This is a genomic window from Mycobacterium montefiorense (assembly GCF_025823255.1).
GTDB lineage: Bacteria > Actinomycetota > Actinomycetes > Mycobacteriales > Mycobacteriaceae > Mycobacterium > Mycobacterium montefiorense.
Map to the genome: position 1 here is coordinate 879377 of NZ_JACKVL010000017.1, position 16751 is coordinate 896127.

The window sequence follows — 16751 nt, forward strand, 5'->3', positions numbered from 1 at the left end:
AGTGACAGCGGCTGCCGGCAATCCAGCACGCACCCGGGACGAGGATGCTATCGGCACCCCGCCCGAAAGTCCGACGCTGGTGCCGGCCGAGCGGTACTACTCTGCGGCATTCGCACAACTCGAGATCGAGCGAATGTGGCCGCGGGTGTGGCAGGTCGCCTGCATGGTCGACCACGTCGGCGAGCCGGGCGACTACTTCGAATACGGTTGCGGCCCTTACGCGGTGCTGATCGTCCGCGGCGACGACGGCGTGCTGCGCGCATTCCAGAATGCCTGTCGGCATCGCGGTAACTCACTGTGCGTGGGATCGGGTTCGGGACTGCGTGAGCTCAAATGCGGCTATCACGGTTGGACCTGGGACCTGGCCGGCACGCTCAAGCGGGTGCCCAATCGCAAGGGCTTCGGCGCGCTGCGCATGTCCGACTTCCCACTGGTCGAGGCCTTGGCCGAAAGTTGGGAAGGGCTCGTCTTCGTCAATCTCGACATCAATGCGATGCCGCTGGCCGAGTATCTAGAGGAGATGCCCGATGACATCGCGTGGTGTCATCTGGAGGACTTCCGGTGTTACGCGACTCTCACGGTCGAGGTCGAGGCGAACTGGAAGACCATCGCCGACGGCTACAGCGAGACCTACCACATCCAGACCCTGCATCCTGAACTACTGCGCTGCGTCGACGACATCCATGCACCGCAACAAATCTGGGGCCATACCGGCAAGTCCGACCAGCCCTACGGTGTGCAAAGCCCGCGCTTCGACGGTGCGTTGAGCGACGAAGAGGTCTGGGATGCTTACGTATACACCCAGGGTGCGCTGATGGGCGTGGCCGAAGGCACGCCGTTTCCCGCCGACCCCGGGCAGACGGTCCAGGAGGCGATCGCGGCACGCACCCGGGATTTCGCGGCTTCCCGGGGGGTAAGCCTCGACTGGGCCGACACCGACCGGATCACCCGGCTGCACCAGTACAACGTGTTTCCGAACATGACACTTTTGGCTAACGCCGACCACTTGACGATCATGTGCTCGCGTCCCGGACCAGATCCCGACAACGGTGAATTGGTCATGTTCTTGATGACGCGGATGGCTCCGGGCGCGGCGCGCAACAAGCCGACGGACGTTCGCAGGAGCGCCGGGGAAGCCGAACCGGGCCTGGTACTCACCCAGGACATCCGCGTGCTCCCGGGTCTCCAGCGCGGCATGCATCAACCCGGATTCACCCACGTAGTGCTCTCCGGCGAGGAGCGTCGGGTGATCAACATGCACCGCAATCTCGAGCGCTACCTCGACCTACCGGCACCCGACCGGATGACCGGGGGCATACCGGAACCCAGCAAATCCGGGCCGCCAATTTAATCGGCGAGCGCCTCCCGAAAGGGCCGCAACAGGTCTAGACTTCCGGCTTGTGACGACCGCGTCGAATCCCTGTGGTGACGAACGAGGACAGCTGCCATACCGGTTGCATATGCAATATCAGATCGTCGGCGAGAGGCGGGCGCGACGGCTATGCCGTACTTTCGCGGACGTCGGTGTCGACACCGGGCCGGTTCGTCTCCAGCAGATGCTCGCGGGTATGCCGGTCACTGACGAAGAGGTGACCGATGTCAATTTCGCCCTCATTGCGACCCAGATAAAGCGCGACGAGCGCGACGCGAAGCGCAGACACCTACAACGTCAGGGCACCCGCTCCTTGATGTTTGCCGGGATGATTCTGCTTGTCCTGAACTTCCTGTTCTGCCTTGCCTACGTGATGCTCAACCTCGCCGACCAGACGCCCCTGTAGGGCATCCGGCGTCAGCGCCCCCTTTTTGTCGAGTGCGCGTCCTGGGCTTCGCGTGTGCATCCAGGGCGGCGACACGCCCGTCGAGCCCTCTGTGGGGGCACACTCAAAACCGTTGGTGCACAGCAGAAGCGTTGGGACGCCGTTGGTACGGAGTTCAGGCGCGCGTGCGGAAGCTTACGACGTCGTGCCATCGATTGCCGGTCGCCAGGACTAATTCGAAGTTCTCGGGTTCGACGAGTTCGCGCAGTTCCCCAACACTCATCCGGTCCGGATCGGGAAAGGCTTCGGCGAAGACCAGCTTTCCGCCCGGCTTGAGTACCCGGCCCAGCGACCGAATGCACGCCGACTTGTCCGGCACCTCCCCGATCACTGCCGCCAGAAAAGCAACGTCGAAAGTGTGGTCAGGGTAGGGAAATCCGTCGCTTGCCTCGCCTGCCGCGAAACCGACGTCGGGGAATCCTGCCAGCTCGAGTTGCCGCCCGGCCTTCTCTAGCATCTCGGGTTGGAGGTCGAACAAGTCGAGTCGTCCGTAGGTGAGGCGGCGCGCGATCTGCACGCTGTAGAAGCCCGGACCGGGCCCGACTTCCAGCACGCGCTCAGATCCGGTCAGACCGATGTTGTCGACCTTGCGCGCCGGGTTGGAAATGATCCGGCGCAGCGGATTGTTGAGCAGGAATGCCGCTTGATGCGGATAGGGCGCGGCCCCCTTGTTGCGCCGCTTGTGCAGCAGGGCTTTCATCCAGGCCGTTGGCATCGGGCCTCCTAACGTGGTCAATCTAGTTAGGGTACCCTAAGTAATCTCGACTGCGCTAGACCGGGTCTGGAACAGCCTCGACCGGCATCGGACGGCCCAGCTCCACCACACCGTGGATTTCAACCGCCCCGCCCGTCGCGTGATGTTGCCGCTGCCAATCGCTAATTGCTTGGTGCGCGGCGTGATCCATGTAGCTGACCAGCAGGTGGACGGTGACCGTGGTGCCCTCCGGAACGGACGCCAACACCCGAGTGAGCCGGGGCAGGGCAAGGAACGTGCACGCTCCCTGGACAACTACCCGCCATTCGTCGCCCGCGGGCTTGGCCACGATCTTGGTGCGGATCACCCGCCACCCGGTCAGGGCGATGGCTAGAGCGAATCCGATCATCACGCCGTGTAGCAGATTGAGGAACACGACGGCCACGACGGTCACCAGGTAGACGGTCAAATCGCCTGTCTTCAAAGCTGTTTCAATATGAGCCGGCGCCAACAGCTGCATCCCGATGACAATCAGCAGACCGGCGAGTGCCGCGCTCGGGATTTGTTCGACCAACTCCGCGAACGGAAGAGCGAACAGCAGGATCCAGAAGCCGTGCAGGATCGTCGCGGCTCGGGTCTTCGCGCCCGCATTGACATTGGCCGCGCTACGCACGATGACACCGGCGATGGGCAGGCCGCCGATCGCCCCCGACACAATGTTGGAAGCACCCTGTCCGATCAACTCGCGGTTGAAGTCGGTCCGAGGGCCATGGTGCATGCTGTCGATCGACACCGCCGTCAGCAGGCTCTGCACGCTGGTGATCAGTGTCACGGTGATGATGCCGATGACGACGGCGCCCCAATTTCCGTCAGGGATGCGCGGCAGTTGCAGCGCCTCCAGCACCGACCCGTCCAGCTCGATCCGGGAGACGTGGAACGGAAAAACCAGCGACACGATCGTCGCCACCACAATTGCCACCAGCGGACCCGGAACTGACGCCACTTTGGCGGGGGCCCATCGCCAGGCGATCATGATGCCAATGACGAGCAGGCCCAACAGGACTCCGGGCCGATGCGCGTTGATGATTTGGTGCGGGAGCTCAATGACATTGCTCCACGCGCTGCTTTTGGATTCGCCACCCAGCAACACATGAACCTGCTGACGTGCGATGGTAATGCCGATTCCGGCCAGCATGGCGTGCACGACGACCGGCGCGATGGCAAGGGCGGCACGCGCAACCCGGCTGAACCCCAACAGAACCTGCATGATTCCCGCGCACACAGTAATGAAACACGTTATTTTCCAACCAAATTGACCGATAAGGTCGGCCACTACGACAGTTAGGCCGGCGGCGGGCCCGCTCACCTGCAGCGGCGAGCCGCCGATGGCTCCGCCCACGATTCCACCAACGATGGCAGCGATCAGGCCGGCGAGTACCGGCGCATCGGAAGCGATCGCGATTCCCAGCGACAACGGCAGTGCGACCAAGAAGACCACGAGTGACGCGGACAAGTCGTGTCGTAGCACCGGGCGTAGCCGGCTCTTGAATGACGCGGCCCGATGCTGTTCGATCAGTTGCATCGGTACCTCCCTGGTTGAGCTTATGGGGGGACGTCAGAAAGTATCGCCCCTGCGATAGTTAGCGTCGACGTAACAGGCTGGCACACAGGCGATTACACTAGTCACCAACTCCGTTGTTCGGCTGGGTTTCGCCTGGGCTTCTGTTTGAAGGTATGTGCGCTATCAGCGCGGGTCAACTGGACCAGCCGCGCGCATATGGAATGCAAATCTTTGTGGCCGGCCTGTGACGAATTCGTAATGTGCCGTCACGTTAGACCCGTTTTTTAAACCTTTTGGCCCACCATATATTTGAAATGTATTTGACTCAGCCGGGGCCGCGCCCGTCACCGGCCAACTTCAACAGAAGTTGCGTCCCGCCCAGCGGGCTGGCGTGTAGGGATGCGCGCCCGCCATGCAATTCGGCCTGTTGGGCAACCAGTGCGAGTCCGAGCCCGGAGCCTGAACGCGATGCCGTCGACCCGCGGGAGAAGCGTTCGAACACCGCGGTGCGTTCGGATTCGGGAACGCCGGTGCCGTTGTCGTCGATCGCGATTTGGACGCCTTCGCCCGAACTGCTCACGGTGAGTTGAATCTTGGAAGCACCACCATGTTTGACGGTGTTGGCGATGGCGTTGTCGATCACCAGCCGCAGACCCGTGGGCAGTCCCACCATCAACACGGTGGGCGACGGCACCAGCGCCACCTCCACGTCCGGGTAGACGCGCAGCGCGTCATGCGCGGCACGATCCAAAAGCTCGGTGATGTCGAACGGAACGAAGTCGTCGATGGTGGTCAGCTGGCCCTGCGCCAGTCTCTCCAGCGCCGTCAGCGTGGCTTCGATGCGGCTCTGGGTGCGGATGACGTCGCCGATGACTTCCTCGCGCTGCTCGGCGGCCAGCTCCAGGGTGGACAGCACTTCCAGGTTGGTGCGCATCGCGGTCAGCGGGGTGCGCAGCTCGTGTGAGGCGACGGCGGCGAAGTCGCGTGCCGATTCGAGTGCGGCCTTGGTGCGCTGTTGTTCGTTGCCGATGCGGGCCAGCATCTGCTCGACCGATTCGGCGATCTCGACGGCCTCCCGCACACCGCGGACCTGGACCTCGTCGGGGCTGGACTGGGCGTTGATGGCACGGGCTTGGCGGGCCAGTAGCAGGAAGGGATTGACCATGATCAACGAAATCACCCAGCCGACCAGGAACGTGCCGCCGATGACGCCGGCGCAGATCAACAGCACCCGCAGGTGCAGTTCGTTGATCCGATGCTGCGCCTCGGCCAGCGGGGCGGCCAGCGCAATCGAGGCCGAACCCGCCTCGAAGGTACGCACCCGGTACTGCACGCCGTGAATAGTGGTGTTGGCGTAGCCGTTGGCGAGTTTGGGCAAGACGATGTCGCTGGGCGCGGACACCGTCACGGGCCCGATGCGTGCGGTGCGAACCAGGTTGCCGTCCGGCGTGGGCCGGTCGGGCGTGTTCTGTTGCGGGCTGTTGAGCAGCGTGTTGATGTCGCCGAGGCTGCTCACGGAGTCCAGCCGGCGATCGAGCTGGCTGTATTGGTCATTGGTGACACCGACCCACACCCATACGCCCAGCGTGACGACGACGGCGATCACGCCTAGTTGCGAGACGATGACGATGGTGCGCAACGACAACACCCGCATCGGCAGCCGGATTTTTCTCAACGCGCGAATGTCGGGCTCCCTCACTGAGCTACTGCTGCTTCACGACCATCATCGCCCATTGACCGCTTACCGGGTCGCGGCACTGCGCTACGGCGGTGACATGTTGAGCTGGCTGTGGCGCCGGTCGAAGTGAAATATGTTGCGATGCACCGATACTCAAATCACGAAAGGGTCAACGCGCTGGGCAGCCCGCCGCCGAGCGCGGCCTGCGCGAGGAGTTCGCCGAGCAGCGGGCCGAACTTCATCAGGTTGCTTCCGACGAATGCAACGACGCGGCCGCGGCGGCACGCCATCCACCCATCGCCGCCCGCGTCCAGCCACGGAGCGCGAACCGAGACGCAGTCCACCTGGCCTACCGGGGACAGCGACGGGAAAAGAGCGCGCACGCTGGCCGGCTCCGGCGTTTCCTGGCCGAACGCCCAACGGCCCGTGCTGCCCAGCGCCAAGCCGTAACCTTGCGGCGCGGCCAGGCAGGCGGCACCGGAGGCGTCGGCGCCTTGGTAGGTGAAACGGGTGTGCGGGACGAACTGCACATCGACCGGGCCGCACAGGTCTGGTGTCTGGGCTCCCACACAAACCAGGACTTGGTCGCCGCGCGTCACGGTGCCGTCCGCCAACCGGACCGAGCCGTCGTCGCCGAGCGAGACAACGTGGCCGGGCCGGATCTCAACCCGGGCCGCGACGGCGGCAAGCGCACGGCGGATACGCAGGCTGCCGCCGAGGGGATCGAAGATCCCGGCTTCCCACGGAGCGGCGACGAAGGGGATCCGGGCCTCGATCTCGCGGCGGTCAAGCCAGCAGAACTCGGCACCGGCCTCGGTCATCGCCGTCGCGGTCTCCTCGGGTGGAGCTGCCGCGATGAAGCCTTCCGAACCCAGCAGCCGCCCGGCGGCGAGCTCGCTCTCCCAGCGCTGCCAGCCGGCGCGCGCCGAGATGGCCAGTCTGCACAGCGCTGGGCGCTGATGTGCGATCCGGAAGATGCGCGCCAGGCCCGCGGACTGCTCGGCGAACGGCTCACCGCGTTCGAACACGACCGTGGGCTCGCCCCGCCGCGCCAGCTCGTAGGCGGCGGCCAGTCCGCAAATTCCCGCACCAACGACAATGATCATTCGTCAACCTCCTTAATGCTGGGCGCGGCAATGGAATTGGTGGCTCAACGGACCACCTCGCGATGACCTGCGTCCAGCCGGCGGGTCCAGCCGCGGGCGTCGAGGTGTTCCAGCAACGGAATCGCCACCCGCCGCGTGGTGCGCAGCGCCTGGCGCGCCTGGCTCGTGGTGAACGGTTGGTCCAGCCGGGCCAACTCGCGCATCGCCAGTGCCGGTGCAGTGGGCAACAGCACCACCCCGTCGCGTAGCCGCAGCACCCGACCGGCACGCTCGGCCGCGGCCAGCTCGCGGCCACTGAGCTTGAGCGCCGACAGGTCGTCGACCTCCGGCGCACCGAAGGGTTCGGCCCGCAGTCGCGCTTCCAACTCGGCCACCGCGGCCTCGGCGCCACCGAGGTCGTCGCCGGCGCCGGCCACTCGAAGGTGGCCGCCTGCCTGCTCGAGTCCCGCATCGCGGGCGACAGCGTCGAGCAGCGACTCATCCGGCAGGGCCAGCAGGTAACCTGCAGCACCACGAGATAGCCCCTTTGCCAATGGATCTCGCGTATGCAGCTCCTCTACCGCGGAGCGTAACCGCCGCCGCCAAGCGTCATACGTCGCGCCGTGTACCCACCAGCCGTCGAGCACCCGCACTCCCGCGGGTACTGCGTCCGGTGACGACAGCAGCCCCAGCCGGCGCAGGTGACTTTCCCGCACCGCACCGCGCCGAGCCACCTCGGCGCCGACGTCACCGGCGGCGTTCATGCCACTCAGGAACGCGGCGCGGCGGGTTCCGTCGCCACGGCGCCGCAACGCCGGGGCATCGGCATCGAGCACCAGAGCTCCACCGAGCACGCGCTGGCTGCCCGGGTCGCGCAGCACCAATCGGTCGCCGAGCACCAGCGGCAATCGCCGGTCGAGTGTGAGCCGGCCATGGTCGTCGTCGAACGGCCGCAGCCGCGCCGGCACCGCGGCGGTGCCGACATGCACCACGAGTTGCGCCGGTGCCTCGGTCAACGAGCCGCCGGTGGTGCGGCGCACGTCGAGGGTGCCGGTGCTCGGCCACGCGTCCGGCGTGACCAGGGCATGCCCGCGATGGATCACATCGCGCGAGACGCCGCGCAGGTTGAGTGCCACCCGGGCCACCGGGTCCAGCGTGGGATACGGCTCGCCCCGGCTCTGCAGACCGCGGATCACCACCGACTGCTGCTGGTCCGCGCCGAGCAAGTCCAGCCGGTCGCCGCGAGCCACGGTGCGGCCGTGAGCGTTCCGGTCACCACGGTGCCCGCGCCGGTGATCGTGAAGGAGCGATCGACCCACAATCGCACCCGAGCGGTGGTATCGGGCGCGGGCAGCTGCCCCAGGACGCGGTCCAGGGTGGCGCGCAACTCGGCCAGCCCGGTCCCGTCGACCGCGGACGCAATGACACCGGGCGCGTCTGCCAGTCCGGTGCCCGCCAGCTCGTCGCGGGCCTGCGCCAGAGCCGCGACGGCACGGTCCGGCGCCCGGTCGGCCCGGCTGATCACGATGAGGCCGTGCCGGATTCCCAGCGCCGCGAGCGCATCGCGGTGGTCGCCGGACTGTGCCTGCCAGCCCTCGTCCGCGGCGACGACGAAGCAGACCACCGGCGCGGGGCCGAGACCGGCCAGAGTGTTGGCCAGGAAGCGCTGGTGCCCGGGCACGTCGACGAAGGCCACCTCGCGGCCCGACGGCAACGTGGTCCAGGCGAAGCCGAGGTCGATGGTCAGGCCGCGGCGCCGCTCCTCCTCCCACCGATCGGGCTGCATTCCGGTCAGGGTGCGGATGAGGGTGCTCTTGCCGTGGTCGACGTGGCCGGCGGTGGCGACGACGTGGGTGATCAGCGGTCCGCCTCGGGCATTGTTGCCAACGCGGTACGGACCGCGTCCAGCAGCCGATCGTCGTCGGACTCGGGGATGCAGCGCAGATCCAGCAGGCAGGCACCGTCGTGCACGCGCGGCAGCACCGCGGGGTCGCCCGCACGCAAGGCGGCGGCCGCGGTCTCGGGGAGACGAACCGCCCAGCCGGGTAATGGCACCCCCGGGGCTCCACCGCCGCCGACCCGCCCGTCGTGCGCGACGACGGGCGCACCGACCGCGTCGGCGAGACGCTGGGCGCGCAGCCGCAACCGATCGGCGTCGGCATGCAGGGCCTGCGTCACCGGTGACGTGCCGGCCCGCACCGTCGCCTCCAGCGCAGCGAGGGTGAGCTTGTCGGCTCGAACCGCGCGCGCCAGCGGATGCCGCGCCATCCGGGTCACCATCTCCGCGTGGCCGAGCACGATGCCGGCCTGTGGCCCGCCGAGCAATTTGTCGCCGCTGGCGGTCACCACGTCGGCGCCCTCGGACAGCGTGGTGGCGGCGTCGGGCTCGTCGGCCAGCAGCGGATCGGGGGCAAGCAGCCCGCTGCCGAGGTCGACGACCAAAGGCACCCGCTTCTCGGCGGCCAGCGCCCGCAGCTCGGACACCGGGACGGCGGAGGTGAACCCCTGCACCCGGAAGTTGCTTTGGTGCACCTTCAATAGGCATCCGGTTTGCGGCCCGATCGCGTCGGCGTAGTCCTTCAGGTGGGTGCGGTTGGTGGTACCGACCTCGCGCAGGCGGGCGCCGGTGGAGGCGATCAGGTCGGGCAGCCGGAAACCGGCGCCTATCTCGATCAGTTCGCCGCGGCTCACCACTACCTCACCGCCGGCCGCCAGCGCCGTGGTAGCCAGCACCAGCGCGGCGGCGCCGTTGTTGACCACCAACGCGTCCTCGGCCGCGGGGCAGGCATCCAGCAGTGCTTGGCGAAGGGCGACGGCGCGCTTGGACCGGGTGCCGGTGGCGAGGTCGAGTTCCACGTCGACGTAGCCGCTCGCGGACACCAATGCTTCGACCGCGCTCGCGGCCAACGGCGCACGACCCAAATTGGTGTGCACGACGACACCGGTGGCGTTGAGCACGGGCCGCAACCTCGTGTTCCGGTGCGCGGCCAGGGCCGCCAGCACCGCGTCCTGCACCTGATCGGGCGGCAGGTCTCCGCGGCGGGCCCGGTCTTGGACGTCACGCACCACGACCCTGACCGCTTGCTCGCCCAGCCGCTCTCGCGCCTGCTGCACCGGCGGAAGCCCAAGCATTTGATCTGTGCGCGGAATCAGGCGGCGCGGGTCGACCTGTTTCACTTGCCTCCTCGACCTCCTTGGTCCGCGACTGGCGGAGGCGGACGGGAATCGAACCCGCCAGACCGAGATACTCGATCTCACCGGTTTTGAAGACCGGGGGGACCACCAGGAACCCAAACGCCTCCCTGCACAACGTAGCTTGGTCTGCGCCGATACCGATCGGCCCGGCTCCGAACGACAAACCGTCGACACGCTGGTACCGCGTTGCGGGTGCGGCTAGGGCGTCGAGTGTGCGGGTGTGGCGGCCTCGCCTGGCGTGTCACCGCCCTAGGCGCACACGCAACGAGCGGAACGCACACGCGCAGAAGCGTGTGACGACGTTGACAGTTGTCGCCGCGAGGCGGGCAGATTGTGGGCCGGCCAGCTGCTCGTAGGCTCGTGGCATGACCCAGATCCGGACGCGGCTCACCGGCTATGCGCACGGCGGTGGCTGTGCCTGCAAGATCCCGCCCGGTGAGCTCGAGGAAGCGGTCCGCGGCCTGGTCAGACAGACCAGCGGGAACGTCCTGGTCGGGCTCGATGACGGCGACGACGCGGCCGCGGTGCTGGTTGGCGATCTTGCCGTGCTGTCCACGGCGGACTTCTTCACACCAGTCGTCGACGATGCCTACGACTGGGGCCGGATCGCCGCGGCCAACGCGCTGTCCGATGTCTACGCGATGGGCGGACGCCCGGTGGTCGCGATCAACCTGGTCGGCTGGCCGCGCGACGTGCTGCCCCTCGAGCTGATGACCGAGGTGCTGCGCGGCGGGCTGGCGGTGGCCGCCGAGGCGGGCTGCCCGGTGATCGGCGGCCACTCCATCGACGACCCCGAGCCGAAGTACGGTATGGCGGTGACCGGTGTGGCAGACCCAGACCGATTGCTGCGCAACGACGCCGCCCGGCCGGGCCTGCCACTGACCCTCACCAAGCCGCTTGGTATCGGGCTGATCAACAATCGGCACAAGCAGACCGGTCAGGTGTTCGCGGAGGCGATCGCGACGATGACCCGGCTAAACCGCGACGCCGCCGAGGCCGCGCTGGCAGCGGGTGTGCGTGCGGCCACGGATGTGACCGGCTTCGGGTTGCTCGGCCACCTGTACAAGATGTGCCGGGCCTCAAAGCTGGGGGCCGTCATCGATCACACTGCGGTACCGGTGCTCGACGTGGGACGCGAGGCGCTGCGCGACGGCTTCGTGTCCGGCGGGACTCGGCGCAACCTCGATTGGGTTCGCCCGCATCTGCGTCCCGGCGCCGGCGTAACCGAAGACGACCTGCTGCTGCTCGCCGATGCGCAAACCTCGGGTGGTCTGCTCGTGGTTGGCGAGCTACCGGGTCACCCGGTGATCGGCCACACCGTCGCGGGCGAGGGCATCGAGGTCCGCTAGTCCGGGTCAATCGGCGGTGGTGATCGAGTCGTCCATGATGCCCGCCGCGCGGCGGGCGGCCAGCCGCCGCTTCTGCGGCTCCATCGTGTAGCGGGGGTCACGGGCCGATTCCTTGCCCGCTTCGAAGAAACCGAACCTCAGCATCGCCGACGCGGTCAGCAGCGCCAGGCCGGATAAAGCGGCTACATCGCGACGGTGCCCGCCCAGCAGCGCGCCCAAACCGCCTGTGGCGGCTAGTCTTTCGCTCCATGCCAGCAACCGTCCGGGTGTGCCGTGATGCAGCGGTTCTCTGGACACCGGGTCCATCCGGAACTCCGTGAACCTGGCGGAGATCAGGTCACCGATCGCCCCGATGACGGCGAGCTTGCGGGCCGGCCCGGCCTCGGCGACCGGGGTGGTGATCATTGCCAACCCCGATGCGGCCAGGCTCGCCGAGCTGACGAAGACGAACGGCAGGTCCCGGTACGCGGCGTTCCACGTCGGGGTTGCGGTGTCGGTCAGCAGCACAGCGGTGTAGACGGCCAGCGGTGCCGCGAAGACAGCGGCTTCCAGTCCCGCCGGTCCTTCGACGGCGCGCAGCGCGGGCCGCAACGGGCCCAACGGGATTCGCTCGCCGGTCATCCGGTCGACCTCGGACACCGCGGCGACCCCGATGCCGACGCTGAAGAGGCTCAGAATCCACGAGCCGATGCTCATCGGAGACGTCAGTTTGACCGTCCGCAGCATGTTGACGAAACGCTCGGGCCGGCCCAAGTCCTTCACCAGCGCGACCGCGCCCAGCGACACCGCGACCAGTGCGGACAGCCTTGTGTTGCGGCGCAACGTTTTTCGTCCGGTAAGCTGCGCGCCGGCCGCCAACAGACCGGATCCGCCCGCGACGCCGCCCAGGAATAGGTACGCCGCCACTTCGTGTCCCCAGGGCGCGGGCTTGACCACCGGACGCCCGTAATACGAGGTGAACTCGGCGTCGGGCACCATCGGCATCTCGCGTGAGCCATCGGAACCACTGCCACCGCCCCGACGGCCCGCGCGCTTGCCGTTGCGGCGCCTACCGCCCGGGGGCTCCGGCGGACGGAAGCTGTCGAACTCCGAGGTGCTCATCGGCTCGTCCAGAACGCCAACGCCGCCGCGCCGACCATGCCGGCCGCAGCCATCCCGGCGCGCTTGAACATCGTCGGCAGGTCGGCCGTGCACACCCGCGGATCGGGCGGCAGACCGTAGACCTCCGGCTCGTCGAGCAGCAAGAAGACCGACCCGGTGCCGCCGACGCCGTCGCGCTCGTTGGCACCGTAAAGTCTTGCTTCGGTACGCCCTTCGGCGTGCAGTTGCGCGACCCGCTCGCGCGCGGTGTCCACCAGGTCGTCGTGGTCGCCGAACTTGATCGAGGTGGTCGGGCAGGTCTGGGCGCAGGCGGGAATCTGGTCCTCGATGAGTCGGTCGTAGCACAGCGTGCACTTCTGGGCGACGCCGGTGACGAATTCTTCTTGCGGGCGGCCGGGCCGTTCCGCCGGTGTCGCATACGTGCCGTCGCTGCGGCGCTCGACCACACCGAACGGGCAGCCGGCCACGCACGTACCGCAGCCGTTACACACGTCGTGCTGCACCACCACCGTGCCGAACTCGGTGCGAAACAGCGCACCCGTCGGGCAGACGTCGAGGCAACCCGCGTGGGTGCAGTGCTTGCAGACGTCGGAGGACATCAGCCAGCGAAACTCCGGGGTGTCCGGCGGCTTCGAATCTGCCTGTGTGTCCGGGGCATTGGGTGAGCCCGGCAGGGACGGCATGCCCAAGCCCACCAACGCCCGGCCCGATTCGCGGGCCTCCTCGATGCGCTCGCGGCCCTGCTCGATGAATGCCACGTGCCGCCAGGTGCTGGCCCCCAGCGCGCCGGTGTTGTCGTAGGACGAACCCAGCAGTTCGAGGTCGCCGTCGCGGGGATTGCGATTCCACTCCTTGCACGCCACTTCGCAGGCCTTACACCCGATACAGATCGAGGTATCGGTGAAAAAACCCTTGCGCGGCTTGGCCGCTGCCCAACCGGCGTCGGCGGCGGGGTCAGTCGGCCCGGTCAGCTGCCCCATCGGCTCCCCTTCTGTGCTTCCCGCGCCGCGGGTCGATGATGTCCCAAACGGCTTCGGTGACTCGGATATTGTCCGTCTCGACCGTGGCGCCCGCACGAGACTGGTACTCGGCCACCAACTGCAACAGCGCCGCGCCCTGCGGCCTGCGGCCCGGTTGAATGTCGCAGGATCCGGCTTTGGACTCCTGGATCTGCACGTTCGGATCCAGCGTTACGCCCAGCAGATCGTTGGCCGCGTCGCCGCTCACCACCGCGTCGCTGCCCACACCCCAGTGGTAGGGCAGCCCGATCTGGTGCACCGTGTGATCGCCGATCCGCAGCGGCCTCATCCGCTCGGTGACCAGCACCCGCGCCTCGATCGCCGAGCGCGGCGAGATGATGGTGGCCCACCCGTAGGGCTCGAGTCCGCGTTCGGCGGCCAGCTCCGGCGAGACTTCGCAGAACATCTCCGGTTGCAGTTCGGACAGGTAGGGCAGCCACCGGCTCATGCCGCCCGCGGTGTGGTGTTCGGTGAGCCGGTAAGTGGTGAAGACGTACGGGTACACGTCGGCGCCGGGATCGCCCGCGCTCGGCGCGCTCAGATTGTCCTTGCGCGGGAAGATAATTCGCGAGGGGTTCTGCTGTTGCGGGTACAGCGCGTTGGCGACCGGCGACTCTTGCGGCTCGTAGTGCGTGGGCAGCGGCCCGTCGACCACACCGGTGGGCGCGAACAGCCAGCCCTTGCCGTCGGCCTGCATGATGAACGCGTCGTCGCCGGCCAGCGCGGCGGGGCCGCCTAGGGCCGGGTCGGGGCGGCTGTTCGGCGCCCGGTCGACCACGAAGTCGGGGACGTCGTGACCGATCCAGCGCTGCTGGCGCGCGTCCCACCAGACGTAGCGCTTGCGTTCACTCCACGGGTTGCCGTCGGGGTCGGCCGAAGCGCGGTTGTACAGAATCCGGCGGTCGGCGGGCCAGGCCCAACCCCACTCCGACTGGCTCGGGCTGGCTCCGCCGTGGGGTACCCGGCGGGCGGACTGATTGGTGGCGTTCGCGTACACCCCGGAGTAGATCCAGCAGCCGGCCGCGGTCGACCCGTCGGCGCGCAGCTCGGTGAACGACGACACCGGCTTGCCGGCGTCGGGGCCGGTGAGGTGATAGCCGTTGTATTCGGCCAGTACTGCCTCGCCATCGATCTCGCCGTGCTCGTCGGTCCGATAGTCCCAGGTGAGGTCCAACAACGGCCTGTCGCGATCGTCGGTCGAACCGGCCAACCGCGCCCTGATCCGCTTGCCCAGCTCGTAGAAGAACTCACATTCGCTTTGGCAGTCGCCCGGCGGTTCGACGGCCTTGTGCCGCCACTGCAAGAGTCGCTGCGTCTGGGTGAACGACCCCGCCTTCTCCACATGGGTGGCCGCCGGGAAGAAGAACACCTCGGTCTCGATCTTCTCGGTTTCCAACTCCCCGGACACGATCTCCGGACCGTCCTTCCACCAGGTAGCCGACTCGATGAGGTTAAGGTCGCGCACCACAAGCCATTTCAGATGTGCCATGCCGAGTCGCTGCATCCGGCCGTGAGCGGAGCCGACCGCCGGATTCTGGCCCAACAGGAAGTAGCCCTCCACCTCGTCGTCGAGCATGCCCATCACGGTCTGGTAGGTCCCGTGCGGGCCGGACAGCCGCGGCAGGTAGTCGTAGGCAAAGTCGTTGTCCGCGCGGGCCGCGTCACCCCACCAGGCCTTGAGCAGGCTGACGGTGTAGGTATCTGCGTTGGCCCAGAAGCCTTTCTGCTGCTTGGAGCTGACGGCGTCGAGGTAGTCGGCAAGGGTGTCGTGCGTACCCGCCTTGGGCATCGGCAGGTAGCCGGGCAGCAGATTGAACAGCGTAGGTATGTCGGTGGAGCCTTGGATGCTTGCGTGGCCACGCAATGCCATGATGCCGCTGCCGGGACGGCCCACGTTACCGAGCAGCAGCTGCAAAATCGTTGCGGTGCGGATGAATTGGGCTCCGAGAGTGTGCTGAGTCCACCCGACAGCATAGGCGAAGCAGGTGGTGCGTTCGCGGCCGGAATTCTCGACGATGGAACGCGCCAGATAGTCGAAGTCCTCGAGGCTGATGCCGCAGAGGTTCTTGACCATCTCCGGCGTATAGCGGGCGTAGTGCCGCTTGAGGATCTGGAACACCGTGCGCGGATGCTGCAGAGTGTCGTCGCGCAGCACCGCAGCGTGCCCCGGCGCCGGGCCGGCGCCGCCGTCGGATTCGGTCCCTACTTCTTGATAGGCCCATGACGACGGGTCGTACTGCCCGGTCTCTGGATCGAAGCCGGAGAACAGGCCGCCGAGTTCTCCGGCGTCGCAGAAGTTTTCGTTGATCAGCGTGGCCGCGTTCGTATACGCGAGGACGTACTCCTTGAACCACAGGTCGCCAGAGATGATGTGGTTGATCAGCGCACCGAGCAGCACCACGTCCGAGCCCGCCCTGATCGGGATGTGCTTGTCCGACACCGCCGAGGTGCGAGTGAAGCGCGGGTCGACGTGGATCAGCCGCGCCCCCCGGGCCTTGGCTTCCTCAACCCACTGGAATCCCACCGGATGGCACTCGGCCATGTTGGAGCCCTGGATGACGATGCAGTCGGCGTTGGCCATGTCTTGCAGCGATTGGGTGGCGCCGCCGCGCCCGAAGGAGGCTCCCAGACCGGGAACCGTGGCGGAGTGTCAAATGCGAGCTTGGTTCTCGATCTGGATCGCGCCCGCGGCGGTGAAGAGCTTCTTGATCAGATAGTTCTCTTCGTTGTCCAACGTGGCACCGCCGAGCGCGGCGATCCCCATGGTGCGGCGCAGCAGATTGCCCTTCTTGTCGATGTCCTGCCAGGTGTGGCGGCGGGACTCGAGGAAGCGGTCGGCCACCATGTCGATGGCGGTGTCCAACTCGAGGTGCTGCCATTCGGTCGCCCGCGGAGCGCGATAGAGCACCTCGAGCTGCCGGCCCGGCGAGTTGACCAGTTGCTCGCTCGCCGATCCCTTGGGGCACAGCCGGCCGCGCGAGATCGGCGACTCGGAGTCGCCTTCGATCGCAACAACCTTCTCGTCCTTGACGAACACCCGCTGGCCGCAGCCCACCGCGCAGTACGGGCACACGCTTTGCACGACCCGGTCCGCGGTCGTGGTGCGCGGGGTGATGGCACGGGTCTGCTTGGACGTCACCGCCGGCCCGCGGCCGAATACGTCGCCCGAACGCAGCTGACGGATGACGGGCCATTCGAGGAAAATCTTGGGCGAGGGCAGCTTCGGAGCCATGGTTTGAACACTAGTGGGCG

The 16751-nt window shown here is 67.3% G+C and carries 11 protein-coding genes, 1 tRNA gene and 1 pseudogene; 3 read left to right on the forward strand and 10 right to left on the reverse strand.

What is annotated here, in order from left to right; genetic code table 11:
* The first annotated feature begins 1 nt into the window (after position 1).
* Together H7K34_RS24085 and H7K34_RS24090 are read left to right on the forward strand one after the other, a co-directional pair.
* Positions 2-1351, forward strand: a complete 1350-nt coding sequence (locus H7K34_RS24085) for an aromatic ring-hydroxylating oxygenase subunit alpha (RefSeq protein ID WP_264064495.1) — start codon at positions 2-4, stop codon at positions 1349-1351.
* A gap of 49 nt (positions 1352-1400) precedes the next feature.
* Positions 1401-1778, forward strand: coding sequence for a hypothetical protein (locus tag H7K34_RS24090; RefSeq protein ID WP_264064496.1), 378 nt, complete (start codon positions 1401-1403; stop codon positions 1776-1778).
* A 154-nt stretch (positions 1779-1932) separates the two neighbouring features.
* On the opposite strand, the gene H7K34_RS24095 is transcribed toward H7K34_RS24090, so the two are convergent.
* The 7 genes and pseudogenes from H7K34_RS24095 to H7K34_RS24125 form a co-directional block, all read right to left on the reverse strand.
* Complete coding sequence (locus tag H7K34_RS24095; RefSeq protein ID WP_308205460.1) at positions 1933-2517, reverse strand: class I SAM-dependent methyltransferase; 585 nt, start codon at positions 2515-2517, stop codon at positions 1933-1935.
* A gap of 70 nt (positions 2518-2587) precedes the next feature.
* On the reverse strand, positions 2588-4093 hold the full coding sequence (locus tag H7K34_RS24100) for a SulP family inorganic anion transporter (protein WP_264064498.1): 1506 nt from the start codon (positions 4091-4093) through the stop codon (positions 2588-2590).
* 304 nt (positions 4094-4397) lie between these two features.
* A complete protein-coding gene (locus H7K34_RS24105; RefSeq protein ID WP_264064858.1) occupies positions 4398-5726 on the reverse strand; it encodes a sensor histidine kinase in 1329 nt (442 codons plus the stop codon).
* A 182-nt stretch (positions 5727-5908) separates the two neighbouring features.
* Positions 5909-6856: an NAD(P)/FAD-dependent oxidoreductase gene (locus H7K34_RS24110; RefSeq protein ID WP_264064499.1), complete on the reverse strand. Its 948-nt coding sequence runs from the start codon at positions 6854-6856 to the stop codon at positions 5909-5911.
* A 44-nt stretch (positions 6857-6900) separates the two neighbouring features.
* Positions 6901-8693, reverse strand: a pseudogene (gene selB / locus H7K34_RS24115) (selenocysteine-specific translation elongation factor).
* Positions 8693-10012 (reverse strand): L-seryl-tRNA(Sec) selenium transferase, encoded by a 1320-nt coding sequence (gene selA / locus H7K34_RS24120; protein WP_264064500.1) that lies wholly within the window; start codon positions 10010-10012, stop codon positions 8693-8695. The pseudogene selB and the gene selA overlap by 1 nt, the downstream one beginning before the upstream one ends.
* 29 nt (positions 10013-10041) lie before the next feature.
* Positions 10042-10137: transfer RNA gene (locus H7K34_RS24125), tRNA-Sec, on the reverse strand.
* Between the two features lie 258 nt (positions 10138-10395).
* Between H7K34_RS24125 and selD the strand changes: the two genes are divergently transcribed.
* Positions 10396-11379 (forward strand): selenide, water dikinase SelD, encoded by a 984-nt coding sequence (selD, locus tag H7K34_RS24130; RefSeq protein ID WP_264064501.1) that lies wholly within the window; start codon positions 10396-10398, stop codon positions 11377-11379.
* A gap of 6 nt (positions 11380-11385) precedes the next feature.
* Here selD and nrfD read toward each other — a convergent pair whose 3' ends face one another.
* From nrfD to fdh, 3 genes are read right to left on the reverse strand one after another with little or no spacing between them, the layout of a single operon-like run.
* Positions 11386-12480 carry an NrfD/PsrC family molybdoenzyme membrane anchor subunit gene (gene nrfD / locus H7K34_RS24135; RefSeq protein WP_264064502.1) on the reverse strand — a complete coding sequence of 365 codons (1095 nt, stop codon included), beginning with the start codon at positions 12478-12480 and terminating at the stop codon, positions 11386-11388.
* Positions 12477-13460 (reverse strand): 4Fe-4S dicluster domain-containing protein, encoded by a 984-nt coding sequence (locus H7K34_RS24140; protein WP_264064503.1) that lies wholly within the window; start codon positions 13458-13460, stop codon positions 12477-12479. Before H7K34_RS24140 ends, nrfD begins: the two co-directional genes overlap by 4 nt.
* On the reverse strand, positions 13435-16731 hold the full coding sequence (gene fdh, locus H7K34_RS24145; protein ID WP_264064504.1) for a formate dehydrogenase: 3297 nt from the start codon (positions 16729-16731) through the stop codon (positions 13435-13437). Before fdh ends, H7K34_RS24140 begins: the two co-directional genes overlap by 26 nt.
* Positions 16732-16751: the final 20 nt, after the last annotated feature.

Coding starts and splice junctions, on each gene's coding strand:
- H7K34_RS24095 (WP_308205460.1), bottom strand. CDS start 2,517: ATGAAAGCCCTGCTGCACAAGCGGCGCAACAAGGGGGCCGCGCCCTAT.
- H7K34_RS24100 (WP_264064498.1), bottom strand. CDS start 4,093: ATGCAACTGATCGAACAGCATCGGGCCGCGTCATTCAAGAGCCGGCTA.
- H7K34_RS24105 (WP_264064858.1), bottom strand. CDS start 5,726: ATGCGGGTGTTGTCGTTGCGCACCATCGTCATCGTCTCGCAACTAGGC.
- H7K34_RS24110 (WP_264064499.1), bottom strand. CDS start 6,856: ATGATCATTGTCGTTGGTGCGGGAATTTGCGGACTGGCCGCCGCCTAC.
- selD (WP_264064501.1), top strand. CDS start 10,396: ATGACCCAGATCCGGACGCGGCTCACCGGCTATGCGCACGGCGGTGGC.
- nrfD (WP_264064502.1), bottom strand. CDS start 12,480: ATGAGCACCTCGGAGTTCGACAGCTTCCGTCCGCCGGAGCCCCCGGGC.
- H7K34_RS24140 (WP_264064503.1), bottom strand. CDS start 13,460: ATGGGGCAGCTGACCGGGCCGACTGACCCCGCCGCCGACGCCGGTTGG.